Origin of the sequence: Streptomyces alboflavus (genome assembly GCF_000716675.1) — a bacterium.
Classification (GTDB): Bacteria; Actinomycetota; Actinomycetes; order Streptomycetales; family Streptomycetaceae; genus Streptomyces; species Streptomyces alboflavus.
In genome coordinates this window covers 1-319 of record NZ_JNXT01000152.1, presented here as the reverse complement: position 1 = coordinate 319, position 319 = coordinate 1, and the positions used below count along the sequence as shown (strand labels likewise).

Annotated in this window: 1 pseudogene; it reads right to left on the bottom strand. The window is 70.5% G+C overall.

What is annotated here, in order from left to right:
- A pseudogene (locus tag OO63_RS41120) lies at positions 1–319 on the bottom strand (transcriptional regulator); the annotation flags it as partial.

Sequence of the window (319 nt, the reverse complement as noted above, 5' to 3'; positions counted from 1 at the left end):
CCTGGGTACCTGGGACTGGTTCAGCGGGTGAATTTCCACGCGCGTGCCCCGGCCTTCCGCATTCAGGCGCCGCAGCAGATATCGGGCGACGTTCTGCCGCCGCACCGTGCGGTACGCGATCTCGACGCGCTCCACGTTTCGCTGCGAAGGCCTGCGCCTGCCGTCCAGCCAGGCCTTGAGCGTGCGGTCGGTCACCGTCAGGCCGGCCGCTCGGGCCGCCTGGCGTGCGTGGTCGCTGCGGGTCAGGTAGTGCAGCCGCGCCAGCAGGCCTCGGCGAGAGGTCACGGGCGTGGTGAAATAGCCGGCGAGAGCATCGAGC